Origin of the sequence: Sphingomonas sp. EC-HK361, assembly GCF_902498785.1 — a bacterium.
GTDB lineage: Bacteria > Pseudomonadota > Alphaproteobacteria > Sphingomonadales > Sphingomonadaceae > Sphingomonas.
Genome location: NZ_LR701494.1, coordinates 842,233 through 865,639, shown reverse-complemented (window position 1 = coordinate 865,639; position 23,407 = coordinate 842,233). Strand labels below are relative to the sequence as shown.

Here is a 23,407-nt window from a genome sequence, read left to right as displayed (position 1 = left end):
ATCGTCAGTCGTTCAAGCCGTTACGCGGCGACCGCGTCCTTGAGCTTGTCGGCCAGATCGGTCTTTTCCCAGGTGAACAGCGCGCCCTCGGCGTCGCGGCCGAAATGGCCGTAGGCGGCGGTCTTGGAATAGATCGGCGCGTTGAGCTTCAGGTGCTCGCGGATGCCCTTGGGCGTCAGGCGAACGAGCTGCGGCAGCACTGCTTCCAGCTTCGCCTCGTCCACCGTGCCGGTGCCGTGGGTATCGACATAGACGGACAGCGGCTCTGCAATGCCGATCGCGTAGCTGAGCTGGATGGTGCAGCGCCGGGCGAGGCCGGCGGCAACGACGTTCTTCGCCAGATAACGCGCGACATAGGCGGCCGAGCGATCGACCTTGGTCGGATCCTTGCCCGAGAAGGCGCCGCCGCCGTGCGGCGCGGCACCGCCATAAGTGTCGACGATGATCTTGCGACCGGTCAGCCCGGCGTCGCCGTCCGGCCCACCGATCTCGAACGCGCCGGTCGGGTTGATGTAGATCGCGGTCTCGTCGGTGACGAAGCCCTCGGGCAGCGTCGCGCGCAGCACGCCTTCGACATAACCGCGCAGTTCGGCATATTTCGCGGGGTCGGCATTCTCGCCCTTTTCGCAATAGCCCTTGGCGTGCTGGGTCGAGACGACGAGTGCGGTCGCGGCGACGGGCAGCTCGTTCTCGTAGCGCAGCGTGACCTGGCTCTTCGCGTCAGGCTCCAAGAACGGCGCCTTGCCCGAATGGCGATCGGCCGCCATCGTCTCGAGAATCTTGTGGCTGTAATAGAGCGTCGCCGGCATCAGCCCCGGCGTCTCGTCGGTCGCATAGCCGAACATGATGCCCTGATCGCCCGCGCCCTCGTCCTTGTTGCCGCTCTCGTCCACGCCCATCGCGATTTCCGCGGACTGGCCGTGCAGGTTGTTCGAAAAGTCGAAGGTTTCCCAGTGGAATCCCGACTGCTCATAGCCGATCCGCTTCACGGTATCGCGTACGGTCCGCTCGATCTCCGCCTCGACGCCCGGCGCCCACTGGCCGTTCTCGTAGACGCCGCGCCCACGGATTTCGCCGGCGAGCACGACCTTGTTGGTGGTCGTCATCGTCTCGCACGCGACGCGCGCTTCGGGGTCCTTCGACAGGAACAGATCGACGATCGAGTCGCTGATCTGGTCCGCGACCTTGTCGGGATGGCCCTCGGAAACCGATTCAGACGTGAAGAGGAAGGACTTGCGCATGGGATTCCTTGACGTTTTCTAAAGCAGATTGTCTGGGTCCGTGCGGCGCCATGCGCCACATATAAAGACTTCCTTATGTCTTTTAACGATGCCGTCGCCGCAGTGCAATGCCTCCGAGCATCAGTGCCAGCCCGACGAGTGCCGCCATCCAGTTGCCGATCCGCGCAAAGAGCGTCGGCGGCAGGGGGGCCGGGAAGGGCACCTCGATCGCGCCGGCGGTCTGGTGCGGGATTTGCGCGATGAGCCGTCCGTCGGCGGCGATGACGGCGGAGATGCCGGTCGGGGTCGATCGCACGATCGGCAGACCCTCCTCGATCGCGCGCATCCGTGCCTGCGCAAGATGCTGCGGCGGCCCCCATTTGCCGAACCAGGCGTCGTTCGACGGGTTGAAGATCAGGCGCGGGCGGTGCGCGGCATCGACGACCTTACCGGAGAAGATGATCTCGTAGCAGATCTGCACCCCGATCGCGCCGAACCCGCGCAAAGCAAGCGTCTGCGGCCCGGGGCCGGGGAGGAAATCGATATCGCCGGGGACGAGGCGGGACAGACCAAGCGGCTTGAGCAGCCACGGCATCGGCAGATATTCGCCATAGGGGACGAGGTGCGCCTTGTCGTAGCGGCCGATGATGCGTGCGCGGGAATCGATCGCGAAGACCGCGTTGGTCGCGCCGCTCACGTCCTCGGCCTTGTCGAAGCGCAGCGTGCTGCCGCCGACGAGTGCGACGTCGTTCGGCCCGAGCAGCCGCGCGATCTGCCAGCGGGTGTAGAGCGGGCTTGTCCCCATATACGCGTAGGCGGGGTAGCCGCTTTCGATCATGTCGCGTACGACGCCTTCGGGCCACAGCAGCAGCCGCGGCGCGGGGCCGGGCCGACCCGACAGCACGGACAGCTTGGCCATGAGCAGCGCTGCGTCGTCCTGCCCGCGTTCGTCCTGCGCGACGTTGGGCTGGACGATGCGCAATCGGGGCGCGGCGCGATCGACGGGGCGCGGGACGTGCACGTCGATGCTGGCGACGACCGCGATGACCGCCACGATCGTCAGTTCCAGCGCAAACCGCCAGTTCCACCGCGCGTAGAGCGCAAGAACGCCGGCGGCGACGATCGTCATCCCGGAGAGCGCATAGGTTCCGATGAAGGCGGCGATGCGCGCGACGTTGATGACGGGCAGCCAGATCACCCCCAGCGGGTCCCACGCATAGCCGGTGAACACGACGCTGCGCAGCCATTCGGTCAGCACCCACGCGGCGGCGAAGATCAGCACATAGCCGCCGTCGCGCGTGTCCCGTCGCCCGAACCGCCAGGCGAGCCCCGCCGCCATCGCCGGATACACCGCCAGATACAGCGCCAGCGCAAGCGGTGCGGCATAGCCGAGCGCCGGCGGCATCTTGTCCTGAAAATCAAAGGCGTGCTGGAACCAGTTGTCGTTGATCGTGAAGTGCCCGACCCCGAACGCCCAGCCGCGCCACAGCGCCGACCGGAGCGTCGGTGCTTCGTGGACGATCACCATCCACGCGGCGAAACAGGCGAGGGTCAGCGGCCAGAGACCGAGCGGCGCGAACCCGCACGCTGCCGCGGCGCCAAGCAACAGACACAGGATCAACGGATGATTGCGCACGAACCGCACGACGGAAATACCCCTCACGTCAGGCCGGACGGGTTCCGGCATCCACGGTGCCGCGCAGGCCGCACACATGGCTCTTGCCCCGACGCGGACGTTGGAACAAGCCGTGTCGAAAGGCAGGCCCGACGATGATGGTGGCGCTTTGCCTGTGCGGGTGTATCATGCCGCCATGACACTACGCCCCTTCCATCTCGCCTTTCCGGTCCACGATCTTGCCGCCGCGCGCGCCTTCTATGGCGGAACGCTCGGCTGCCCCGAAGGTCGGTCGAGCGACCGTTGGATCGATTTCGATCTCTTCGGGCACCAGATCGTCGCGCATCTCGATCCTGCGGCCCGGCCGGTCGGCCTGACGAATCCCGTGGATGGGCATGACGTGCCGGTCCCGCATTTCGGCGTGGTGCTAGCGATGGAGGATTGGCAGGCGCTGAGCGCGCGGCTGGGTGAGGCGGGCGTCACGTTCGGAATCGCGCCGCACGTCCGCTTCAAGGGGCAGGCCGGGGAGCAGGCGACGATGTTCTTTCGTGATCCGAGCGGCAACGCGCTGGAGTTCAAGGCGTTTGCCCAGGATTCGATGATCTTTGCGACCGAACACGCGGTGGAGGCGTAAGCGATGACTGTCCCGATCGAGGTCGATCTGCCGCACAAGCTGGGCCGCGACGAAGCAAAGCGCCGGATCGGCGGCGGCTTCGGCCGGCTCGCCGAGTTCGTGCCCGGCGGCGCGATTACCGAGCATCGATGGGACGGCGATGTGCTCGAGTTCGTCGTGGAGGGGATGGGCCAGCGCGTCGCGGCGCGGCTCGATGTAGCCGACACCGTCGTTCACGCCAGGTTCGAGCTGCCCGCGTTCATGGCGTTGTTCGCGGACAAGATCCGCGCCAAGCTGCAGCGCGAAGGACCCAAGTTGCTGGAGTAGGTGATGCGCGCGCTTCTGACGGCACTGGCGGTTTCTGCGATCGCGACGGGCGTGTCGGCGCAACAGGCGGTCGTGCCGCCGCCAGCTTCGGACCCAGAGACGCGGCTCCACACCGATTGGGCATGGCTCGGGCGTTATCGCGACGACGATGCGGCGCCGATCGCGTCGCATGTAAAGCCGCGCGTCGTCTTCATCGGCGATTCGATCACCGAAGGCTGGCGCGACAAGATGCCGGCCTTTTTCGGCCCCGCGCCGCTCGCCGAGGCTGCGATCGGTAGGGCGCTCGCCAAGCGCTGAGGCTCAGCGCCGGTTGCGGTTCTTCGTCATCGGATCGGGCTTTGGCGGCGGGCGCCAGCCTTTGGGCTGGGAGACACGCTGCTGGCTGGTGCCGAGCCCCATCGCGCCAGGCGTCTGGCGCGCCAGCTCCGCACCAGCTGCCGCATCCGCTGCCTGCGCGTCACCGCCCGCGCGCAGCACCGCGATCCTGTCACGCAGCCGCCGCGCTTGTTCGAAATCGAGCGCGGCCGCCGCTGCCTCCATCTGCTCCCGCAGATCGGTGATGGAGGCTTGGCCGCTCACCGCGCCCCGCTGACTCGCCAGATGCGGTTGCCGACGTCGTCGGCGACGAGAAGGCCACCCCTGGCATCGGTGATGACGCCCACCGGTCGGCCCTGCGCCTTGCCGTCCTTGTCGAGAAAGCCGGTCAGGACATCGACGGGCTTCGCGCCCTTGGCCGGAAAGCCGATCTCACCAAAGGGGACATAGACCACCTTGTAGCCCGACACCGGCACGCGGTTCCACGACCCATGCTCGCCGATGAACGCGCCATTGGTGAAGCGGGCGCCGAGCTTCGCGCCATCCGCAAATGCCAGGCCGAGCGCGGCGACATGGGGGCCGAGCGCGTAATCCGGGCGCTTCGAATATTGCTGGAGTTCGGGCTTGGCCGGCTCAACGCGAGTATCGGGATAGCCGCCCCAATAATACCAGGGCCAGCCGAAATTGTCGCCGAGCTCGACCCCGGTCAGGTAATCCGGGACGATGTCCGATCCGAGCATGTCGCGTTCGTTGACGACGGTGAACAGCTGTTTCGAATGCGGTTCCAGCGCCATGCCCTGCGGGTTGCGCAGGCCGGTTGCGTAGATGCGGAAATACTTGTCCTCGGGCCAGACCTGCAGGATCGCTGCGCGGTTCTTTTCCGCATCGATGCCGTTGTCAGCGATGTTCGATGACGAGCCGACCGAGAGGTAGAGCGTCTTGCCGTCCTCCGCAGGAATCAGCCCGCGCGCCCAGTGATTGCCGCCGCCGGGATAGCGCACGACGACCTGCGGCTTGGCTGTGATCTTCGTATCGCCCGTCTTGTAGGCCACACGCACGAGGCTGTCGGTGTTGGCGACATAGAGCCAGTCGCCCATGAGCGCCATGCCAAGCGGCGAGTTGAGGCCGCTCATGAACACGCTGCGTTGTTCTGCCACGCCGTCGCCATTGGCATCGCGCAGCAGCGTGATGCGGTTGGCGGACGGCACGCCCGCGCCGGCCTTGCCCATCAGCCAGCCCATCACATAGTCGGCGATTCCGTGCGCCTCGCGCGGCGGGGAGTTGCTCTCCGCGACCAGCACGTCGCCATTGGGCAATTGATAGAGCCAGCGCGGGTGATCGAGGTTCGCCGCAAAGGCCGCGACCTGCAGGCCGGGCGCCGCGACGGGCTTCGCGTTGCCCTGCCAGCCGACGACCGACGCGACCTTCACCGTCGGGATGACCTGGCGGCGCGGGTCGGTGATCGACGGACGCTGGCCGGTCACGTTGGCGAACGGAACCTTTGCCTTGTCGGGCCAGCCCAGCCAGACGATCCCGAGAATCGCGATGACGACGATAAGGGCGATAACGAGGAGAAGGTGCTTGCGCATGATGTCCCGTGGATAAGGGGCTGATGGGAGAACTGCTGACCGTCCGTGCGGTTGCCAGGTTCGGCTATTCCTCCGCCATCGCGGCGCGGACGGGTGGATGGAGGCGCAACCGGTGGACGCGGCGCTCGTCGGCATCGGTGATCTCGAACCGCCAGCCGCTGGGGTGGTCGACGCACTCGCCCGCTTCGGGGACGCGGCCGGCAAGGACCGCCGCAAGCCCGCCGATCGTGTCGATATCGCTGTCCGCCTCGGCCAGGCGCGGATCGACGACTTCGCCCAGATCCTCGAGCTCGGCGCGGGCATCGGCATCCCACCCGCCGCCGTCGAGCGGTACGAGCAGCGCCTCGGGCGCATCGTCATGCTCGTCCTCGATCTCGCCGACGATCTCCTCGATCAGGTCCTCGATCGTGACGAGACCTTCGGTGCCCATATACTCGTCCAGCACGACGGCGAGATGCACGCGCTTCTGCCGCATGTCGGCGAGCAGATCGAGCGCACCGCGCGACATGGGGACGTAGAGCGGCTCGCGGATCAGCCCTGCGATCGTCTCGGGGTGCTCGGCCCCGGTAGCAAGGATCGCGAACACGTCCTTGATGTGGACCATGCCGACAATCGTGTCGAGCTTCTCGCGGTAGACGGGGAGGCGGCTGTGGCCGGCCTCGGCAAATTGCCGGACGAGCGCGTCGAAGGACATGCCTTCTTCGACCGCGATGATGTCGGCGCGCGGCACGCCGACATCGCCCGCGTCGCGTTCGCCGAAATGGAGGAGGTTGCGGACCATCTGGCGCTCGAGCGGGGTGAGATCGCCCTTGGCGTCGGGGGCCGGATCGCCCTCGTGCCGGTCGATCGCCTCTTCCAGCTGGTCGCGCAGCGTGTCTTCGCCGGATTCGCCGAAGATGAGCGATTTCAGGCCGCTCCAGATGCTGCTTTCGTGGGAGTCGCCGCCGTGTGCGGCGCTACTTCGGTCTTCGGCCATGGCCGTGGGTCAGTCCTCTCGTATCAGATAGGGGTCGTCGAGCCCAAGACTGCCGAGCGCATCGCGTTCGATCGCCTCCATCGCCTCGGCCTCTACATCCTCCAGATGGTCATAGCCTAGCAGATGCAAGGTGCCGTGGACCAGCAGGTGCGTGGCGTGTGCCTCGACTGATATCGCGCGCTCCGCCGCTTCCGCTACGCAGACGCCGTGCGCCAGGACGATATCGCCCAGCAGCACTTCGCCGTCGTCGCTGTTCTGCGTGACGGTTTCGATGAGGTCGGGTTGCACCATCGGGAAGGAGAGCACGTTGGTCGGCTTGTCCTTGCCGCGATACTGACGGTTGAGCGTGTGAACCTCCTCGTCCGAGGTCAACCGCACCGAAATCTCGATCGCCGCGTCTGACGCCAGCAGATCGCCGTGCGGCGTCCGCGTGATCGCCGCCCGCGCCGCGCGCTCCGCCAGCGCGTCCCAATCGACCGTCTCGGGCCAGGGAGGTTCGGCAAGGAGCGCGATCTCAAGCATCGACGCCCTCATACGCCTCGACGATGCGCCCGACGATCGGGTGGCGGACCACGTCGCCCGCACCGAACCGGCACAGCGAGATGCCGTCGATCCCTTCCAGTCGCGTGGTTGCGTCGGCGAGCCCGGAGGCACGGACGCCGCCCGGCAGATCGGTCTGGTTCGGGTCGCCGCAGATCACCATGCGGCTGTTCTCGCCGAAGCGGGTCAGGAACATCTTCATCTGCGCCGGCGTGGTGTTCTGCGCCTCGTCGAGGATGATGAACGCGTCGGCCAGCGTGCGCCCGCGCATGAAGGCGATGGGCGCGATCTCGATTTCCCCACTCGCGATGCGGCGTTCGACCTGCTCGGCGGGGAGGCAATCGTTCAGCGCGTCGTAGAGCGGGCGGAGATAGGGATCGACCTTTTCCTTCATGTCGCCGGGCAGGAAGCCTAGCTTTTCCCCCGCTTCCACCGCGGGGCGCGACAGGATCAGCCGCTGGACGCTGCCGGTGATGAGCTGCGACACCGCCTGCGCGACCGCGATATAGGTCTTGCCGGTGCCCGCGGGCCCGAGCGCGAAGATCATCTCGTGGCTGGTCAGCTCGCGCATATAATGCGCCTGTGCCGGCGTGCGCGGGACAATCGTCTTCTTGCGGGTGCGGATCATAACCGTCGGCGCGCGGTCGCCCGCATCGGCGCGGATGATGCCGTCGAGCGCTGGCTCCGCCGCCATCGCGATCGAGGCGTCGACCAGCCCGGTGTCGATCTCCTCGCCGCGCTGGATACGCTTGTAGAGATCGTTCAGCACATCGCGCGCCATCGCCACCTGCTCGGCCGTGCCTTCCAGCCCGATGCGGTTGCCGCGGGCAGTGATATACACCCCCAGCCGGTTCTCCAGCGCCACCAGGTTGCGATCATACTGGCCGAAGAGCACGCTCAAAAGCTGCGGCTTGTCGAAGAGAAGCTCGACCCGGCTGCGGTCGCCGGTCTGGGCGGGAACGGGCTTGCGGCTCATGCGGCTCCTTTGCGCTGCGTGAAAAAGAGAGGTGCATTCGCGTCCCGGCGGGCGCGCGCCGAACGGCGGCTAGAACAGGCGCGCGAGTCGGATGGACGCGGTGGCATCGTGGGCAAGTCTGACAGGTGCGGGGGGCCTCGGACAGCCGGTTTCTGGCAGCGATGCGTTTTTGCGCGGGGCGTTGCCGATGGGCCGCATGGGCGTTCTTCTTCGTAATCCTCCCCCTGGCGGGGCAGGATTATCTGGCGAACGATCGCAGGCCGCCCGTTTTATAATTCACGCAGCAATCCGACCCGGCATCCGTCCCGTCAGCGAATTCGGGCCCGCTTCCACCAACTCCACCGTCACCAGATCGCCGATCGCGTGGTTGCCGATCAGGTGCACCGACTGCAACCAGGGCGATTTGCCGAGCATTTGGCCGGGCAGCTTGCCCTTGCGTTCGATCAGCACGTCGCAGGTTCGCCCGACGGCGGCGGCGTTGAATGCGGCCTGATCGCGGTTGAGTGCGGCCTGGAGCCGCTGGAGGCGGTCGTCCATCACGTCCGGCGCGATCTGATCAGCCATGTCGGCGGCGGGGGTGCCGGGGCGGGGGCTGTATTTGAAGCTGAACGCCTGCGCATAGCCGACTGCACCCACCAGCCGCAGCGTGTCGGCGAACTCGGCTTCAGTCTCGCCGGGGAAGCCGACGATGAAATCGCCCGACAGCGCGATGTCGGAGCGCGCGGCGCGGACGCGGTCGATGACGCGGAGGTAGCTGTCGGTCGTGTGGCTGCGGTTCATCGCCTTTAGCACGCGGTCGCTGCCTGATTGGACCGGGAGGTGGAGGAACGGCATCAGGCTCTCGACGTCGCGGTGCGCGTCGATCAGGCCCTGGCGCATGTCGTTGGGGTGGCTTGTCGTGTAGCGGATGCGCGCGAGGCCGGGGATGCGATCGAGCGTGCGGATGAGGTGATCGAGCCCGCGGCCGTCTTCGTCCTCCCAGGCGTTGACGTTCTGGCCGAGCAGCGTGATCTCACGCGCGCCGGCATCGACCAGCGCCTTTGCCTCGTCGACGATCGCAGCGAAGGATCGGCTGACCTCGGCACCGCGGGTGTAGGGGACGACGCAATAGGTGCAGAATTTGTCGCAGCCTTCCTGCACGGTCAGGAAGGCGGTCGGGCCGACGCGGCGGCGGGCGGGGAGGTGGCCGAATTTTGAATCGACCGGCATGTCGGTGTCGAGCCCGGCTTCCCCCGCCGCGGCCTTCGCGACGAGGGCGGGCAGGTTGTGATAGGCCTGCGGACCGACGACGACATCGACCTTCGCGCGGCGCACGATCTCGGCGCCCTCGGCCTGCGCGACGCAGCCGGCGACGGCGATCATCGGCGCCACCGCACCGCGCTTTGCGGCGTCCTTTCGCAGGCGGCCGATGTCGGAATAGACCTTCTCGGTGGCGCGTTCGCGGATGTGGCAGGTGTTGAGGACGACGAGGTCGGCATGGGCGGGGTCGGCGGCGGGGACGAGGCCGTCGGCAGCCATCAGCTCGGCCATGCGCTCGCCGTCATAGACGTTCATCTGGCAGCCGAACGACTTGACGGCGAAGGTTTTCGGGGCGGTCATGCGGTGCCCGTAGCAAATCCTCCCCGTGCCGGGGAGGAACTAAATCACTTCGATCCGGCGCCGCGCCTCGGCGGCGATGGCCTTGCGGCCGTCATAGGCTGCGGGATCGAAGGGGTCGCAGAAGGTCAGGTGGACGGTGAAGTGGCCGGGGCGGCGCAGCACACGGGTCGCGTGCTCCTTGCCGTGCTCGTCGCCGACCCACGCCAGTTCGGCGGTCGCGTCGCCGTAATCGATCCGGACCGGCTGGACGAGGACGCCCGCGGGCGGCGGATCGAGGACCGCGAGCAACGACGCCTTGAACGGCAGGATCGTCGTGCCGTCGCTCGTCGTGCCCTCCGGAAACAACGTCACCGCCCACGCCTCGGCGAGCGCTCCGCGCAGGAGCGCGATCTGGTCCGCGATCCCAAGCCTGTCCTCGCGGCGCACGAAGATGGTGCGGTTGAGGGTAGACAGCCAGCCGACTAGCGGGACATCGCGCAGGTCCGCCTTCGCCACGAACGCGGTGCCGGTAGCGCCGGCGAGGATCGGGATATCCATCCAGCTGAGGTGATTGGCGATGAAGACGACGTTTCGCTTCAGCGGACGACCAATGACCTGCTTCCGTGCACCGACGATCCATCCAAGGCCGCCAAGATAGAGTCGTGGCCATGGCGAGGGCAGGCGGAACAGCCGCCACAGCAGATGAAGGGGAACCGCACCGGCCAGCGTCACGATGATCGCGGCCAGGCGCAGCCAGAAGCGGAACGCGGCCAGCCTCAATCCTTGCGGCTGAGCGACACGCCGTAAAGCTCCATCCTGTGATCGACCAGGCGGAAGCCCAGCTTCTCGGCGATCGCCTTTTGCAGCTGCTCGAGCTCGGGATCGACGAACTCGATGACCTTGCCGGTCTCGACATCGATCAGATGGTCGTGATGTGCCTCGGGCGCCGGTTCATAGCGGGCGCGGCCGTCGCCGAAATCATGGCGGTCGAGGATGCCTGCCTCCTCGAACAACCGCACGGTGCGATAGACCGTGGCGATCGAGATGCCCGGGTCGATCGCCGATGCGCGGGCATAGACCTTTTCCACATCGGGATGGTCTTCCGCTTCGGAAAGCACGCGGGCGATCACCCGCCGCTGCTCGGTGATCCGCAGGCCCTTCTGGTTGCACAGGGCTTCGAGGTCGATCTTTCGCGCCATATCGGATGACGATGTAATGTCTCGAACCGCGCCAGTCGAGCGGGCTTAGGCGAGATTCAGCGTATAGCTGTGCGCGTCGAACACCTCGCCGGTGTTGCCGCGGTAATAAGCGCGGCGCTCGCCCCGCTTGGCGAAGCCGGCCGCAGTATAAAGCGCGACTGCCGGATTGCCGGCGCGAACCTCCAGATGCGCGGTCTTCAGCCCGCGTCCGCGCGCATCCGCCAGAAATCCGTTCAGCAGCGCGCGGGCGACGCCGCGGCGGCGGAATTGCGGCGTGACGGCCAGCAGCAGCAGCTCGACCTCGTCGAGCACCGTCCGGGTCAGCGCGAAGCCCGCAGCGGCGCCATCGACCCGCGCGATGGTCAGCGCGACGCCCGGCATCGACAGGATGCCGAGGCACTGCGCGCGCGTCCACGCCTCGCCATAACGCGGATCGAACGCTTGGATCATCAGCGCATCGACGATGCCGATATCGGACGGCTTTCCAGACTCCAGCTCGACGAAGCGCAGCCGCGTACTCATGCGCGCACCGGCGGAATCTTGGCGTCGGGCGCGCGGCCGTAGATAGGACGCGGGGGCAGGGCGGTGTAGTCTGGCGAGAGCAGTTGTGCGAATGCCGCATCGGGAAGCATCTCGGTGCCCACACCCTCGCCGAGCCGCCGGACGCCGTTGCCGAAGGCAGGGCGATTGCCGAGCGCGGCTATGGCCGCATCGGGCGTCAACGATACGAGCGCGTCGGTTTCGGCGAACGGGGATCGGCGATAGCCCTGCATGAAGACCTCACCGTGCCCGCCCTCCAGCACGACCGCAAGCATGTCCGTATCGGCCGCATCGAAGGCGGCGGCGGCAATGAGCGCGGTCGAGCTGTATCCGCATACCTTCGCGCTCCAGCCAAGCCCGAGTCCGAGCGCGGCGGCGAGCCCGACGCGGATGCCGGTGAAGCTGCCCGGCCCTACATCGACGAGAATGTGCGGCGCGCGTCCGCCGCCCGGCAGCGTCGCGATCATCGGCACCAGCCGCTCGGCATGACCGCGCCCGACCGTCTCGTGCACGCGCGCCACGACGCCTCCGTCCTCGATCAGCGCGACCGAGCAGGCGGCAGTGGCGGTATCGATGACGAGGGTCAGGCTCATTGCGTCATCCCGGCGCGCGCGGGCATCTCGTAATCAAAGGGAGATGCCAGCCTTCGCCGGGCCGATCCGATTAAGCAATCGTGTTGAACGTTTCGAACGCCGGCCGCGGGCTGCGCGCGAAGATCGTCGCGGGATCGCCGTGGCCGAGTGTTGCGATGAAGTTCGTCGTCACGTTCGGCGTATCGGCGAAAAAGGCGGCGTCCACCATTGTCGCGTCGAAGCCCGACATCGGCCCGGTATCGAGCCCGAGCGCGCGCGCCGCCATGATGAAATACGCGCCCTGCAGCGAGGAGTTACGCATCGCCGATTCGCGGCGGAGCGCTTCGTTGCCGTCGAACCAGCTCTTCGCGTCGGCATGGGGGAAGAGTTCGGGCAGATGCTCGTGGAAATCGATGTCCATGCCGATGACGACCGAAACCGGCGCCTTCAGCACCTTGGGCGCGTTCTGTGCGGAGCAGGCCGCGGCAAGCTTTGCTTTCGCGGCATCCGACACGCACCAGACGAGTCGCGCCGGAAGCTGGTTGGCCGATGTCGGCCCCATCTTCATCAGGTCCCAGATCGCGCGCAACTCGGCCTCGCTCACCGGTTCGTCGGTATAGCCGTTATAGGTCCGCGCGTTGCGGAACAGCGTGTCGAGACCGGCGTCGTCAAGCGGCGTGCCCATGTGGTTGCGATCCTGTTTTATGTTTGGGAAACGGCGGTCAGACCGCGCGGACTTCGGTGACTTCGGGCACGTAATATTTGAGCAGCTGCTCGATGCCGTTCTTCAGCGTTGCGGTCGAGGACGGGCAGCCCGAGCACGCACCCTGCATCCGCAGATAGACCTTGCCCTTGTCGAAGCCGCGATAGACGATATCGCCGCCGTCGTTGGCGACCGCCGGGCGAACGCGCGTATCGATCAGCTCGCGGATCTGCGCGACGATGTCTGCGTCGGCGGGATCGTCCGCGATCGCCGCTTCGTCGGCGGCAACCGCGAAGTCCGCCGCGCCCGGCATGAACAGCGGCATCTGCGCGGTGAAATGGTCCATCAGGATTGCGAGCACGTCCGGCTTCAGGTCACGCCATTCGACCCCCGGCGCAGCAGTGACCGACACGAAATCATAGCCGAAGAACACGCCCGTCACGTCGCCAAGCCCGAACAGCGCGTTCGCCAGCGGCGAAGCCTCGGCCTCTTCGGGATCGGCGAAATCGCGCGTGCCCGCCGCCATCACCGTCTGGCCGGGGAGAAACTTCAGGGTCGCCGGGTTGGGCGTGGGTTCGGTCTCGATCAGCATGGCGGGCATGTGGCCCTCGCGGGCGCGGGGATCAAGCCGGGATTGGGGGAACGATGGGTTTCCCGGGAGCGCGTCGCCCCTGCCTCCGCGGGGATTACCGTCCTTTGTGTCCTGCCCGCTTACACGTCGAGTTGTTTCAGCGCCGCATTCCACCGGCCGATGTTGGTCCGCGCTTCCTGCACGAAGGCGGAGCGCTTCACGAAGCCGAGGAACAGGTCGGCGAACCATTTGCCGGGGTTCTTCAGCGGGCGCTCGAACTGGACGAGCAGGACGACGCGGGTGCCGTCGGTGTCGTTCCAGACTTCGTGATCATAGGTGTCGTCGAAGACCAGCGTCTCGCCTTCCGCCCACCGGACATAGCGATCGGCCACCCGCATCCGGACATCGCCATCGCGCGGGACGATCAGGCCGAGGTGACAGGTGATGAGCCCCTTCGTCACGCCGCGATGCGCCGGGATGTGGGTGCCGGGCGCGAGGATCGAGAAGAAGGCGCTGTTGAGTCCCGGGATGCGCGCCACGATCGCGGCGGTCTTCGGGCAGCGTGCGAGATTGTCGTCGATCGGATAGCCATAGCCCCACAGGAAGAAGGACCGCCACTTGCCGACCTCGGCGATCGACCGGTGATCGGGGGAGATGGTCGCAAGGCTGGGCGCCGCCTCGCCGCGCAGAGCGACGGCGCGCGCTTCGTCCAGGATCGTGCGCCAATCGTCGCGCAGCAGCTTCGTCCAGGCAAAGTCGCGCATGTCGAGCACCGGATCGTTGGCGACCAGCGAGGAGGATGCGATCAGCCGATCGAAGGCGCCGCGCAGATGCTTGCCGAAGCGGATGATGAGCGGGCGCCCGCTCTCGGCGCGCAGCGTGCCGGCGGTTTCGGTGGCAGCGCTCGACTGGCCGGATTTTTGCCACAAATCAGCGGGGTGGGCGCAATTGGCTGCTTTGGTCTGAACGTTCACGAGTCGCAACACCGTCTTGTCGGGCCGCGCGCAGGTTCTTCGCGGGCGGCGGGAGTAACTGGCCGTCGCGCCTGATCGCGCGGACGTCACCGGATACGCCGCCCATGGGTCCAAAACATGGCAATGCCGGGGAAGTGATCGGGCAGCGCCTCATTCTGCGGGGAGTTTCGCTGCCGCGCGTGAGCGTCTACATTGCCGCCATGCATCCCCGATTGCGCGCAGTGTCGCCGCTTGCCCTTCTCCTCGCCATCGCGTCGCCGATCGCCGCCCAGCAAATGGCATCGCCCGTTGCGCAACCGGCGGAACCGGCGGCCGGTGCGGTGGACATGTCGCGGGTCGATACGTCGCCGTGGCTGTTCAAGGGATCGGATATCCCGCCCGATCCGCAGTGGCATTTCGGACGGCTGCCCAATGGCTTGCGCTATGCCGTGCGCAGGAACGGCGTGCCGCCCGGCCAGGTCGCGGTGCGGGTGCGGATCGACGCCGGTTCGCTCTACGAAGACGATGCGCAGCAAGGCTACGCCCACCTGATCGAGCATCTGTCGTTCCGCGGATCGAAATATGTGCCCGATGGCGAAGCGAAGCGGGTGTGGCAGCGCTTCGGCGCGACCTTCGGATCGGATTCGAACGCGTCGACCACCCCGACACAGACCGTCTACAAGCTCGACCTGCCGAGCGCGACGGATGCGAAGCTGGACGAAAGCCTGAAGATTTTTTCGGGCATGATGGCGTCGCCGACGATCACCCAGGCCAACCTCGATTCGGAACGCCCCGCGGTGATGGCCGAGCAGCGCGAGATGCCCGGTGCACAGGTCCGCTGGTCGGACAAGATGCGCGAGACGTTCTTTGCCGGGCAGCCGCTGGCCGATCGCTCGCCGATCGGAACGATCAACACGTTGCAGGCGGCGACGCCTGCGGCTGTCGCGGCATTTCATGATCGCTGGTATCGCCCCGAACGCGCGGTCGTCGTCGTTTCGGGTGATCTCGATCCAGCCGTGCTGGCGCAGCTGGTCGTCAAGAATTTTGGCGGCTGGCAGGGCAAGGGCCCGAACCCGGCCGATCCCGATTTCGGCAAGCCTGACCCGAAGGCGCCGGAAACCGCGGCGATCGCGGAGCCGTCGCTGCCCAATATCGTCGCGACCGCGGTGTTGCGCCCGTGGACTTTCCGGGACGACACGATCATCTTCAACCAGAAGCGGCTCGTCGATCTGCTCGCGGTGCGGCTGATCAACCGCCGACTGGAGACGCGCGCGCGCGCCGGGGGCAGCTTCCTCCAGGCGTCGGTCAGCCTTGACGACGTATCGCGCTCCGCGAACGGCACTTTCACAAACATCGTGCCGATCGGCGACGACTGGGCGGCGGCGCTCAAGGACGTGCGCGCGGTGATCGAGGACGCGGGCAAGAACGCCGCGACGGTGACCGAGGTCCAGCGCGAGCTTGCCGAGTTCGACGCGGCGATGAAGAACCAGGTGGAAACCGCCCGGGTCGAGATGGGCGCGAACCAGGCCGACGACATGGTCTCCGCGCTCGACATCCGCGAGACCGTGGCGGGGCCGCAGACCTCCTACGATATCCTGCGCGATGCCGAGAAGAAGGGGATGTTCACGCCCGCCGCGCTGCTCGAATCGACGCAGCGTGTGTTCAAGGGGGATGCGACGCGGGCGGTCGTCAACACCAAGGTCGCCGATGCGACCGCGCCGGCAAAGCTCGCCGATGCGCTGAAGGCCGATGTGTCGAAGCTGGCGGGCGCGCGCGCCAAGCAGGCGGCGGTCAGCTTTTCGAAGCTGCCGAAGCTGGGCACGCCCGGCAAGGTTACCGCACGCGAGCCGATCGCCGATCTCGGTATGGAGAAGGTGACGTTCGCCAACGGCGTGCGGATGCTGGTTTTTCCGAGCACCGCCGAGACCGGCCGCGTCTATCTGCGGGTGCGATTCGGTCGCGGCTACAATGCCTTGCCGAACGATCGTGCGACGCCGGCCTGGGCGGGTGATCTCGCGCTCGCCGCGGGCGGGATCGGCAAGCTCAACCAGGGCGATCTCGACGCCTTGACCAACGGCCGGCAGATGGGGCTCGATTTCGGGATCGACGACGATGCGTTCACGATCGGCGCGGTCAGCACGCCCGCCGATTATGGCGACAATCTGAAGCTGATGGCGGCGAAACTCGCCTTCCCGTCCTGGGACCCGGCGCCTGTCATGCGCGCGCGCGCCGTCATGCTTTCGGGCTATGCCGGGTTCGAGGCGTCGCCCGATGCGGTGCTCTCACGCGACATGGAGCGCCTGCTGCGCGACGGCGATCCGCGCTGGGGCGTGCCCGAGCAGACCGATGTCGAGAAGCTGACGCCCGCCGCATTCAAGGCGTTCTGGGCGCCGATTCTCGCGTCCGGCCCGATCGAGGTCGATGTCTTCGGTGATACGACGGCCGACGCTGCGATCAAGGCGGTGGCGGCGACGTTCGGTGCGCTGAAGGCACGGGCGGCGGATGCGGCACTGGCGCCCCCCGTGCGCTTTCCCGCGCATGTCGCCAGCCCGGTGATGCGCACGCACAGCGGCGCCGACACGCAGGCCGCCGCGGTGATCGCGTGGCCGACCGGCGGTGGGTCGGGAGATTCAGCGGAACAGCGGCGGCTCGACGTGCTGGCGGCGATCTTCTCCGACCGGCTGTTCGACCGGCTCCGCTCGGTCGCGGGCGCCAGCTACAGCCCCAGCGTTGCGAGCCAGTGGCCCGACGGGCTGGCGAGCGGGGGGCGGCTGATCGCCGTGGGGCAGGTCGCGCCCGACAAGGTGGCGCTCTTCTTCCAGCTCTCCCGCCAGATCGCGGCGGAACTGGTCGCGAAGCCGGTCGATGCCGACGAGTTTCAGAGGACGCTGCAGCCGATGATCCAGTATCTCATCCGCGCATCGTCGGGGAACCAATTCTGGTTGCGTCAGGTGTCGGGCGGCGCATTCGACCAGAACCGGATCGAAAATACCCGCAAGCTCGCGCAGGATCTGAAGGGGATAACCCCCGCCGAAATCCAGGCGACCGCGGCGAAATATCTGCGGCCGGAAAAGGACTGGACGATGGCGGTGGTGCCGAAGTAACGCTAAATCCTCCCCTGCAAGGGGAGGTGGCGGCGCGCAGCGCTGACGGAGGGGTATCAGCCTATCGATAGAGGGATACCCCTCCACCACGCGCTTTGCGCGCGGTCCCCCTCCCCTTTCAGGGGAGGATTCTCAAATCACACCTTATACAGCGCGTCCAGCCTTTCGCCGTAGACCTGTTTCAGGACGTGGCGTCTGATCTTGAGGCTGGGTGTAAGCTGCTCGTTCTCGATCGTGAACGGCTCGTCCGCCAGGATGAAGCGGCGCACACGTTCGGTGACGGACAGGTCTTTATTGACCCGTTCCACTGCCGCGGCGAGCGCGGTGCGGTAGCTGCTGTTTTCGGCAAGGCGGGCGAAGTTGCACGCGTCGCCATTCTTCGCGCACCATTCCTGCGTCCATTCGGGGTCCGGCACGATCACCGCGACCATGTGCGGCTTTCGGTCGCCCGCGATCATCGCCTGGACGATCTCGGGCTGGAGGGTCAGCATCCCTTCGACCTTCTGCGGCGCGACATTGTCGCCCTTGTCGTTGATGATGAGGTCTTTCTTGCGATCGGTGATCCTGATGCGGCCCTTCGCGTCGATCTCGCCGATATCCCCGGTGTGGAGCCATCCGTTCTTCAGGACCCGCGCTGTTTCCGCGTCGTTGCGCCAATAGCCGTGCATGACGAGTTCGCCGCGCACCAGGATCTCGCCGTCGTCGGCGATCCGCACCTCGGTGTTGGCAAGCGGCGGGCCCACCGTATCCATCTTCAGCCCGACGCTCGGCCGGTTGCAGGAGATGACGGGCGCCGCCTCGGTCTGGCCATAGCCCTGCAGGAAGGTGACGCCGAGCGACTGGAAGAACACGCCGACCTCGGGCGTCAGCGGCGCGCCGCCCGAGACCATCGCCTTGATCCGTCCGCCGAACTTCTTGCCGATCTTCTTCTTGAACAGCGCATCGACGACGAGCGCGCCGGGCCGGTCGAGCAGGCGGAGCCGGTCCTCATAGCGTTTCGTCCCGACATCGAGCGCGAGGCCGAGCAGCCGCTCACCGAGCCCGCCCTGCTTCTCGATCGTCTTGGTGATGCGGGTGCGCAGCACCTCGAACAGGCGCGGCACGACGACCATGATCGTCGGGCGCACTTCCTCGATATTGCTCGCCAGCTTGTCGAGCCCCTCGGCATAGTAGATCTGCCCGCCGAGTCCGATCGGGAAATGTTGCCCGCCGGTATGTTCATAGGCGTGGGAGAGGGGAAGGAACGAGAGAAAGACCTCGTCGTCCCAGCCGAAATCCTCCGAGATCACGGTGCAGCAGCCGTTGACGTTGTGGAGGATCGCACCGTGATGCTGCATCACCCCGCGCGGGGCGCCGCCGGTGCCGCTGGTGTAGATGATGCAGGCCAGGTCCTCGCGCTTGAACGTCGCCTCGGCCGCAACCGGCTCCGGATCGGCGAAGTGGCGCGCGATCAGCGTCTTGTAGTCGTGGACGTCGATGTTCGACTGGCCGAGCCGTACGGGGTCGATGCCGATGACCATCTGCGCATGGAGGGATTTTAGCACCGCGGGCATCAGCACGTTGGCGAGTTTCTGTGTCGAGACGATGACCGCGCGCGCGCCCGAATTTTCGATGATGTGCGCGTGGTCGCGCTCGGTATTGGTGACGTAGGTCGGCACCGTCACACAGCCCGCGGCCATGATCGCGAGATCGGCGATGCACCATTCGGGGCGGTTTTCGCTGACCAGCATCACCCTGTCGCCGCGTTCCAGACCGATCGCCTTCAAAGCGGTGGCGAGGCTGGCGACCTGGCGCGCGGCCTCCGCCCAACTCATCGACTGCCATTTGCCGCCGCGCTTGGCCCACAGGAACGGCACGTCCCCCTTCGCCTTTGCGCGCGTGAAGAACATCGTCACGAGATTGGGGAAATGTTCGAGCCTGCGTGTCATTCTCTCTCCCGGCGCGCTTCTTTCGGCGCTTGCCATGATTATACCCTATCGGCCTCTATTCGGGTGGCCGGCCGGGTTGCGCATCGAAGCGGCGAATCTTCGTGACGCTGCCGTCCTCGCCGATCGCGACGCCTTCGCTGCGCGGATCGGCCGCGCCGACCCAGCGGCCGCCCACCCACTCGACCGCATTGGCCTTCAGGCCGAGCGGCGCAACCTTGATGCGCTCGCCAAGCGCGCGGAGCGCCGGGACCATTGCCGCGCGCTCCGTCCCTTCCTCCGCGACCGCATCGAGACCGGGGGCATAGATGAGGCCGAGCGCGATTGCGTCCTGTGCGCTCAAATCCCAGTCGAGCACTCCGATGAGCGCCTTGGCGATCTGCGCGATGATCGTCGGGCCGCCGGCGGCACCGATCGCGAGCCGCACCTTGCCATCAGCGTCGTAGACGATCGTCGGCGCCATCGAGCTGCGCGGCCGCTTGCCGCCCTCCACCCGGTTCGCGACGAGATAACCGTCCTTGTCCGGGACGATGTCGAAATCGGTGAGCTGGTTGTTGAGTACCGTCCCGTCGACTTCGAGCCCCGATCCGAACACGCCCTCGACCGTCGTCGTCACCTCGACGACATTGCCCTGGCGATCGGCGACGGCAAGGTCGGTAGTGCCGGCGGTTTCGCTTGCCGGCACGGGCATGCGTGGCGGGGCGCCTGGCGGGGTTCCCGCGGTAACGCTCGCCATGGTGCGATCGGGCGAGATCAGCGCCGAGCGTGCGGCGAGATAGGCGGGGTCGAGCAACCCGGCCACCGGCACACGCACGAAATCGGGATCGCCGATATAGAGGTTGCGATCGGCGAAGGAGAGGCGCGAGGCCTCCGCGAAGAGATGCCACGCGACGGGCGAATCCTTGCCCAGCCGCTTCATGTCGAAGCGTTCGAGTTCCTTCAGGATCATCAACACGGTCAGGCCACCCGACGAAGGCGGCCCCATGCCGCAGACGCGGTAACTGCGATAGGGCACGCACACCGGATCGCGCGGCTTCGCGTCATAGGCGGCGAGATCGCCGGTGGTCATCTTCGACGGGTTGCGCGCCGCGGTGTTGACCCGCGTGACGAGTTTCTGCGCCTGCGGGCCGACATAGAAGGTGTCCGGCCCCAGCTTCGCGATCCTATCCAGAAGCGCCGCCTGCGCCGGGTTGCGCACCGTCGCGCCGGCGGTCAGCGGCTGCCCGTCCGGGCCGGAAAAGATCGCGCGCAGTTCGGGGGTGATATGTCCGCCATAGCTCGCAAGCCCGTTCACGAAGCGTGGCGAGAGTTGCCAGCCATCCCGCGCGAGCCGGATCGCTGGCTGGAAGAGCGCCGCCCAGGGAAGCTTGCCCGACTGGCGATGCGCCATCGCCATGCCACGCAGCGCGCCCGGAACGCCGACGCTGCGCCCGCCGGGGACCGCGTCTTCATGGCTGAGCGGCTTGCCGTCGGCGGTGTAGAACCAGCGCGGCCCTGCGGCGGCGGGTGCCGCCTCGCGCGCGTCGATCGTGCTGATGCCCCCGCCGGCCTGATGCACGACCCAGAAGCTGCCGCCGCCGATCCCCGAGCTTTGCGGCTCGACGACGTTCAGGGCCAGCTGCGTCGCGATCGCGGCATCGGTGGCGCTGCCGCCCGCCTTCAGGATTTCGACGCCAGCCGCCGCGGCGCGCGGATCGGCGGCGCTGACCATGCCGGGGGCTTGCGCTCGTGCATCGATGGTTGTCGCCGTGCGAGGGGGAGGCGACCCGGTAGTCGTGCACGCAGCCGTGAGGAGGAGGGCGAGGAGGGGAAGGTGGCGCTTCATCGGGGCGCAACGGTAGCGGCGCGCGCCGTGTGCGCAACCCGTCGCGTCACGTCTCCGGCGTGCCCACGGCTTCCGCTATCGAACCGAAGCCATCGCGCGCCAGGCAGGCAGCGAGATCGCGGGTCATCTTGCGGACCAGCCCCGGCCCGCTGAAGACCAGAGCCGTGTAAAGCTGGACAAGGCTCGCGCCGGCGCGGATGCGGGCGTACGCCTCCGCGCCGCTGTCGATCCCGCCCACCGCGACGAGCGGCAGCGCACCGCCGGTGGCGGTGCGGAAGTCGGTCAGGCGCTTTGCTGCGAGGCTGCGGAGCGGCGCGCCGGACAGGCCACCGGTTTCCGTCCGATTCGCGGATTGCAGGACCGGCCGCGAGATCGTCGTGTTGCCGACGATCAGCGCGTCGATTCGCGCGTCGATCGCGGCGCGCGCGATGTCGTCGATCTGCGTCGGCTCCAGATCAGGCGCGACCTTCAGGAACAGCGGCGTCGCACCGGTCGCGTCGCGCGTGGCGCCGAGCAGTTCGGCAAGCGCGGCGCCGTGCTGGAGATCGCGCAGGCCCGGCGTGTTGGGCGAACTGACGTTGATCGTCACATAGTCAGCGAGCGGCGCCGCCGCGGATACGCCGGCAACATAGTCCGCGACCCGGTCCACCGCGTCCTTGTTTGCGCCGACGTTCACGCCAAGCACGCCAGTCCGCGTCGCTTCACGGATTCGCGGCAGCGCGCCGGGCAGGCCGCCATTGTTGAACCCCATCCGGTTGATGACTGCGCCATCTTCGGGAAGCCTGAACAGCCGCGGGTGCGGATTGCCGGGCTGCGGGCGGGGGGTGAGCGTGCCGACCTCCACGCTGCCGAAGCCAAGCGCGAGGAAGCCCGCAATGGCGCGCGCATCCTTGTCGACGCCAGCCGCCAGCCCGATCGGAGTCGCGAAGTCGATCCCCGCGACTCGAGTCGCGAGCGATGGTTCGGGCGGTTCCTTATGGGCGAGCGGCGTTCCCACCCTTCCCCACGCTCCCAGCAGCGCGACGGTCAGGTGATGCGCGCGTTCGGCATCCATCTTGAAGAGAATCGAACGAACGCGGGTAAAATCCATAACCATCGGGCGGTTCGCACCAATTCGGCACAGGCGCAATCGGGCTTCGTCAGAATCTTACAAAATCCGTGGCGCTGTCGAATCTGTCCAATATTTTCAGGGGCATTCGTCGTTTAACAGACATGCGACCCGAAGGACTCCTCAAGGGGTTCTTACCTAAAGGCCCGGCTGCTTCGCGGTCGGGCCTTCTTTTATATGCAGCAATAGTGGAGTAAGCTTATCCTCGACAAGATGTTCGGGGGACAAGATGGGCGGAGTTGCACTCGACTATCGCGTGCCGGCGGAGGACCTCCAGCCCTTCGTTACCCTGTTCTACCACTTTCGGGCAGATGTGCCTGTCTTTGACGATATCGAACGCGCTGATCATGCGCAGCTGCGGTTTCGCCTGAGCCGGGGTGACGGCGACTATCGGTTTCCCGATGGCAGCAGCCAACCAGCGACGGCCGTCCACATTCTGGGCCCGACGACCGGCGCGATTCGCACCCGCGCGGCGGGGCCGGTGGAAGTCGTGGGACTCGGCCTGCAGCCGGCAGGCTGGGCCGCGATGCTCGGGATCGACGCCTCGACCATGCACAACCGGGTCGTCGACGGCGCGCTGCTGTTCGGCGATGGCGCGCTGGAGGCTCTGGTCGCGATGCGCAATGCGCCGGGCGACGATGCCAAGATGGCGTTCCTGGAAGGGGTCGTTCGCCGCATGGTCGCCGATCGCGGCGCGCGCGAGGCCGGGTTCGCGCAGGCGATCGATGCCTGGCTGACGAGCGATACCTCGCCCGATATCGACGACCTCGTCGCGCTTACCCGGCTTTCGCGGCGCCAGATCGAGCGGCGGTGCAAGGCGCTCTATGGCGCGCCGCCCAAGGTGCTGGCGCGGAAATACCGGGCGCTCCGCGCGGCTGTCGCGCTGGCGAGCGGGCATTCGTCCGCCGATATCCTGATCGGCGAGGGGTTCTACGACCAGTCGCATCTGATCCGCGAGTTGAAGCAGTTCACCGGGCTGACCCCGCGCCAGATCCGGACGGAGCCCGGCGTGCTCGCCCGGCTGACGATCGACCAGCGCCACGCGCTTTCCGGAATGGTGTCGCCGCTCATCAGCGAAACCTGAGCGAACGCCGCAAGGGCGGTTGACGTAGCGGCGTCGCGCGACCACATGGCAATCGGATCGAAACCGTCCGATTT

The 23,407-nt window shown here is 67.0% G+C and carries 23 protein-coding genes; 5 read left to right on the top strand and 18 right to left on the bottom strand.

Going from position 1 to position 23,407, the window contains the following annotated elements:
- Nucleotides 1-20: 20 nt before the first annotated feature.
- A complete protein-coding gene (gene metK / locus BOS5A_RS11505) occupies nt 21-1,241 on the bottom strand; it encodes a methionine adenosyltransferase (RefSeq protein ID WP_151955237.1) in 1,221 nt (406 codons plus the stop codon).
- An 82-nt stretch (nt 1,242-1,323) separates the two neighbouring features.
- Nucleotides 1,324-2,907, bottom strand: coding sequence for an apolipoprotein N-acyltransferase (gene lnt / locus BOS5A_RS11500; protein WP_151955236.1), 1,584 nt, complete (start codon nt 2,905-2,907; stop codon nt 1,324-1,326).
- Between the two features lie 124 nt (nt 2,908-3,031).
- Here lnt and BOS5A_RS11495 point away from each other — a divergent pair, with 124 nt between their 5' ends.
- Genes BOS5A_RS11495 through BOS5A_RS11485 form a run of 3 tightly spaced genes read left to right on the top strand, consistent with a single transcriptional unit; the run spans nt 3,032 to nt 4,072 of the window.
- Nucleotides 3,032-3,469, top strand: coding sequence for a VOC family protein (locus BOS5A_RS11495; protein WP_151955235.1), 438 nt, complete (start codon nt 3,032-3,034; stop codon nt 3,467-3,469).
- A 3-nt stretch (nt 3,470-3,472) separates the two neighbouring features.
- A complete protein-coding gene (locus tag BOS5A_RS11490; RefSeq protein ID WP_151955234.1) occupies nt 3,473-3,775 on the top strand; it encodes a polyhydroxyalkanoic acid system family protein in 303 nt (100 codons plus the stop codon).
- Between the two features lie 3 nt (nt 3,776-3,778).
- A complete protein-coding gene (locus BOS5A_RS11485) occupies nt 3,779-4,072 on the top strand; it encodes a hypothetical protein (RefSeq protein WP_151955233.1) in 294 nt (97 codons plus the stop codon).
- Nucleotides 4,073-4,075: 3 nt separating this feature from the next.
- Here BOS5A_RS11485 and BOS5A_RS11480 read toward each other — a convergent pair whose 3' ends face one another.
- The 13 genes from BOS5A_RS11480 to BOS5A_RS11420 form a co-directional block, all read right to left on the bottom strand.
- Nucleotides 4,076-4,354 carry a UvrB/UvrC motif-containing protein gene (locus BOS5A_RS11480; RefSeq protein WP_151955232.1) on the bottom strand — a complete coding sequence of 93 codons (279 nt, stop codon included), beginning with the start codon at nt 4,352-4,354 and terminating at the stop codon, nt 4,076-4,078.
- Nucleotides 4,351-5,679, bottom strand: a complete 1,329-nt coding sequence (locus BOS5A_RS11475) for a PQQ-dependent sugar dehydrogenase (RefSeq protein WP_151955231.1) — start codon at nt 5,677-5,679, stop codon at nt 4,351-4,353. The genes BOS5A_RS11480 and BOS5A_RS11475 overlap by 4 nt, the downstream gene beginning before the upstream one ends.
- Before the next feature lie 64 nt (nt 5,680-5,743).
- Nucleotides 5,744-6,655 carry a hemolysin family protein gene (locus BOS5A_RS11470; protein ID WP_151955230.1) on the bottom strand — a complete coding sequence of 304 codons (912 nt, stop codon included), beginning with the start codon at nt 6,653-6,655 and terminating at the stop codon, nt 5,744-5,746.
- Nucleotides 6,656-6,664: 9 nt separating this feature from the next.
- Nucleotides 6,665-7,177: an rRNA maturation RNase YbeY gene (gene ybeY, locus BOS5A_RS11465; RefSeq protein WP_151955229.1), complete on the bottom strand. Its 513-nt coding sequence runs from the start codon at nt 7,175-7,177 to the stop codon at nt 6,665-6,667.
- Nucleotides 7,170-8,171, bottom strand: a complete 1,002-nt coding sequence (locus tag BOS5A_RS11460) for a PhoH family protein (protein WP_151955228.1) — start codon at nt 8,169-8,171, stop codon at nt 7,170-7,172. The genes ybeY and BOS5A_RS11460 overlap by 8 nt, the downstream gene beginning before the upstream one ends.
- A 276-nt stretch (nt 8,172-8,447) precedes the next feature.
- On the bottom strand, nt 8,448-9,770 hold the full coding sequence (gene miaB / locus BOS5A_RS11455) for a tRNA (N6-isopentenyl adenosine(37)-C2)-methylthiotransferase MiaB (RefSeq protein ID WP_151955227.1): 1,323 nt from the start codon (nt 9,768-9,770) through the stop codon (nt 8,448-8,450).
- Between the two features lie 39 nt (nt 9,771-9,809).
- Nucleotides 9,810-10,529 carry a lysophospholipid acyltransferase family protein gene (locus BOS5A_RS11450; RefSeq protein WP_234419312.1) on the bottom strand — a complete coding sequence of 240 codons (720 nt, stop codon included), beginning with the start codon at nt 10,527-10,529 and terminating at the stop codon, nt 9,810-9,812.
- Entirely contained in the window at nt 10,526-10,948 is a 423-nt protein-coding gene (locus tag BOS5A_RS11445; protein ID WP_151955226.1) for a Fur family transcriptional regulator, read from the bottom strand. Before BOS5A_RS11445 ends, BOS5A_RS11450 begins: the two co-directional genes overlap by 4 nt.
- Before the next feature lie 45 nt (nt 10,949-10,993).
- Nucleotides 10,994-11,470 (bottom strand): GNAT family N-acetyltransferase, encoded by a 477-nt coding sequence (locus BOS5A_RS11440; RefSeq protein ID WP_151955225.1) that lies wholly within the window; start codon nt 11,468-11,470, stop codon nt 10,994-10,996.
- Entirely contained in the window at nt 11,467-12,081 is a 615-nt protein-coding gene (gene tsaB / locus BOS5A_RS11435; protein WP_151955224.1) for a tRNA (adenosine(37)-N6)-threonylcarbamoyltransferase complex dimerization subunit type 1 TsaB, read from the bottom strand. Before tsaB ends, BOS5A_RS11440 begins: the two co-directional genes overlap by 4 nt.
- A 70-nt stretch (nt 12,082-12,151) precedes the next feature.
- A complete protein-coding gene (locus tag BOS5A_RS11430; RefSeq protein ID WP_151955223.1) occupies nt 12,152-12,745 on the bottom strand; it encodes a malonic semialdehyde reductase in 594 nt (197 codons plus the stop codon).
- Between the two features lie 37 nt (nt 12,746-12,782).
- The gene (locus BOS5A_RS11425; RefSeq protein ID WP_151955975.1) at nt 12,783-13,355 is read right to left on the bottom strand and encodes a NifU family protein; all 573 of its coding nucleotides are present in this window, start codon (nt 13,353-13,355) and stop codon (nt 12,783-12,785) included.
- 119 nt (nt 13,356-13,474) lie between these two features.
- Nucleotides 13,475-14,263, bottom strand: a complete 789-nt coding sequence (locus BOS5A_RS11420) for an aspartyl/asparaginyl beta-hydroxylase domain-containing protein (protein ID WP_151955222.1) — start codon at nt 14,261-14,263, stop codon at nt 13,475-13,477.
- A gap of 245 nt (nt 14,264-14,508) precedes the next feature.
- On the opposite strand from BOS5A_RS11420, the gene BOS5A_RS11415 reads away from it, so the two are divergent.
- On the top strand, nt 14,509-17,391 hold the full coding sequence (locus BOS5A_RS11415) for a M16 family metallopeptidase (protein WP_151955974.1): 2,883 nt from the start codon (nt 14,509-14,511) through the stop codon (nt 17,389-17,391).
- Between the two features lie 137 nt (nt 17,392-17,528).
- Here BOS5A_RS11415 and BOS5A_RS11410 read toward each other — a convergent pair whose 3' ends face one another.
- From BOS5A_RS11410 to BOS5A_RS11400, 3 genes are read right to left on the bottom strand one after another with little or no spacing between them, the layout of a single operon-like run.
- Nucleotides 17,529-19,319: an AMP-dependent synthetase/ligase gene (locus BOS5A_RS11410; RefSeq protein ID WP_151955221.1), complete on the bottom strand. Its 1,791-nt coding sequence runs from the start codon at nt 19,317-19,319 to the stop codon at nt 17,529-17,531.
- 55 nt (nt 19,320-19,374) lie between these two features.
- Complete coding sequence (ggt, locus tag BOS5A_RS11405) at nt 19,375-21,141, bottom strand: gamma-glutamyltransferase (RefSeq protein ID WP_442800515.1); 1,767 nt, start codon at nt 21,139-21,141, stop codon at nt 19,375-19,377.
- Nucleotides 21,142-21,187: 46 nt separating this feature from the next.
- Nucleotides 21,188-22,231: a quinone-dependent dihydroorotate dehydrogenase gene (locus BOS5A_RS11400; protein ID WP_151955219.1), complete on the bottom strand. Its 1,044-nt coding sequence runs from the start codon at nt 22,229-22,231 to the stop codon at nt 21,188-21,190.
- A gap of 247 nt (nt 22,232-22,478) precedes the next feature.
- On the opposite strand from BOS5A_RS11400, the gene BOS5A_RS11395 reads away from it, so the two are divergent.
- Entirely contained in the window at nt 22,479-23,333 is an 855-nt protein-coding gene (locus BOS5A_RS11395) for an AraC family transcriptional regulator (protein ID WP_151955218.1), read from the top strand.
- Nucleotides 23,334-23,407: the final 74 nt, after the last annotated feature.

Bases quoted from the DNA above. Each gene is read 5' to 3' on its own strand.
- miaB (WP_151955227.1), bottom strand. From the start codon at position 9,770: ATGACCGCCCCGAAAACCTTCGCCGTCAAGTCGTTCGGCTGCCAGATG.
- BOS5A_RS11415 (WP_151955974.1), top strand. From the start codon at position 14,509: ATGCATCCCCGATTGCGCGCAGTGTCGCCGCTTGCCCTTCTCCTCGCC.
- BOS5A_RS11460 (WP_151955228.1), bottom strand. From the start codon at position 8,171: ATGAGCCGCAAGCCCGTTCCCGCCCAGACCGGCGACCGCAGCCGGGTC.
- BOS5A_RS11490 (WP_151955234.1), top strand. From the start codon at position 3,473: ATGACTGTCCCGATCGAGGTCGATCTGCCGCACAAGCTGGGCCGCGAC.
- BOS5A_RS11400 (WP_151955219.1), bottom strand. From the start codon at position 22,231: ATGGATTTTACCCGCGTTCGTTCGATTCTCTTCAAGATGGATGCCGAA.
- BOS5A_RS11425 (WP_151955975.1), bottom strand. From the start codon at position 13,355: ATGCTGATCGAGACCGAACCCACGCCCAACCCGGCGACCCTGAAGTTT.
- ybeY (WP_151955229.1), bottom strand. From the start codon at position 7,177: ATGCTTGAGATCGCGCTCCTTGCCGAACCTCCCTGGCCCGAGACGGTC.
- tsaB (WP_151955224.1), bottom strand. From the start codon at position 12,081: ATGAGCCTGACCCTCGTCATCGATACCGCCACTGCCGCCTGCTCGGTC.
- BOS5A_RS11495 (WP_151955235.1), top strand. From the start codon at position 3,032: ATGACACTACGCCCCTTCCATCTCGCCTTTCCGGTCCACGATCTTGCC.
- metK (WP_151955237.1), bottom strand. From the start codon at position 1,241: ATGCGCAAGTCCTTCCTCTTCACGTCTGAATCGGTTTCCGAGGGCCAT.
- BOS5A_RS11475 (WP_151955231.1), bottom strand. From the start codon at position 5,679: ATGCGCAAGCACCTTCTCCTCGTTATCGCCCTTATCGTCGTCATCGCG.
- BOS5A_RS11395 (WP_151955218.1), top strand. From the start codon at position 22,479: ATGGGCGGAGTTGCACTCGACTATCGCGTGCCGGCGGAGGACCTCCAG.
- BOS5A_RS11430 (WP_151955223.1), bottom strand. From the start codon at position 12,745: ATGGGCACGCCGCTTGACGACGCCGGTCTCGACACGCTGTTCCGCAAC.
- BOS5A_RS11485 (WP_151955233.1), top strand. From the start codon at position 3,779: ATGCGCGCGCTTCTGACGGCACTGGCGGTTTCTGCGATCGCGACGGGC.
- BOS5A_RS11410 (WP_151955221.1), bottom strand. From the start codon at position 19,319: ATGACACGCAGGCTCGAACATTTCCCCAATCTCGTGACGATGTTCTTC.
- BOS5A_RS11470 (WP_151955230.1), bottom strand. From the start codon at position 6,655: ATGGCCGAAGACCGAAGTAGCGCCGCACACGGCGGCGACTCCCACGAA.
- ggt (WP_442800515.1), bottom strand. From the start codon at position 21,141: ATGAAGCGCCACCTTCCCCTCCTCGCCCTCCTCCTCACGGCTGCGTGC.
- BOS5A_RS11440 (WP_151955225.1), bottom strand. From the start codon at position 11,470: ATGAGTACGCGGCTGCGCTTCGTCGAGCTGGAGTCTGGAAAGCCGTCC.
- BOS5A_RS11445 (WP_151955226.1), bottom strand. From the start codon at position 10,948: ATGGCGCGAAAGATCGACCTCGAAGCCCTGTGCAACCAGAAGGGCCTG.
- lnt (WP_151955236.1), bottom strand. From the start codon at position 2,907: ATGCCGGAACCCGTCCGGCCTGACGTGAGGGGTATTTCCGTCGTGCGG.